Source organism: Microbacterium neimengense (assembly GCF_054782995.1).
In genome coordinates this window covers 1-611 of sequence record NZ_BAAGRK010000005.1, presented here as the reverse complement: position 1 = coordinate 611, position 611 = coordinate 1, and the positions used below count along the sequence as shown (strand labels likewise).

The following is a 611-nucleotide window of genomic DNA, read 5'->3' as shown; positions in this document are numbered from 1 at the left end:
GAGCGAAAAGAATTTTTCTATTTCTCACTAAATAATGGAACCACAACTTGAACAATGAAATAATTTACATAAATTAGCGTTGGTAATGCCTCACTTAGGCCCCCTATCCTTATTTCGGTATTTAAAACTCCTTTAATCTATATAAAATCTACACCGAAATTACGCATGAAGAAGTTGCCTGAAGATAAGAGAAAATCTGCCATTCTGTTGCTCCAAAATGGTCATACACTCAGGGAAGTTGCAGATAAGTTAAGTATTGGAAGAGGGAGTGTTGCAAGAATNCTTCCGAAGTCAAAAGGTGGTCGTCCCCGTGTATTATCTCCCGCCAATGAGATCTATTGCATTCAGCAAGTCACTCGTAAACGCGTTCCTGATGCTGTGAAAGTCACGAAGGGCTTAGAAAATGATTTAGGAATCAAATGCCATCCCGAAACAGTTCGTAGAGTACTCCGCAGAAAGGGTTTAGACGCAATTGAGAAGCCTAAGAAGCCATTACTCAAAGACAAGCATGTCAAAGCAAGATTAGCATGGTGCCTTGCACATAAGGACTGGACTCAAGACAATTGGAGAAGGGTTATATGGTCCGACGAGACAAAAATAAACCGCTTTAA

1 protein-coding gene is annotated in these 611 nt (G+C 40.2%); it reads left to right on the top strand.

Going from position 1 to position 611, the window contains the following annotated elements:
• Positions 1-165: 165 nt before the first annotated feature.
• Positions 166-611, top strand: a 446-nt coding sequence (locus ACYVJS_RS10370; RefSeq protein WP_460739889.1) for a transposase, incomplete at its 3' end; no start/stop codon positions are given.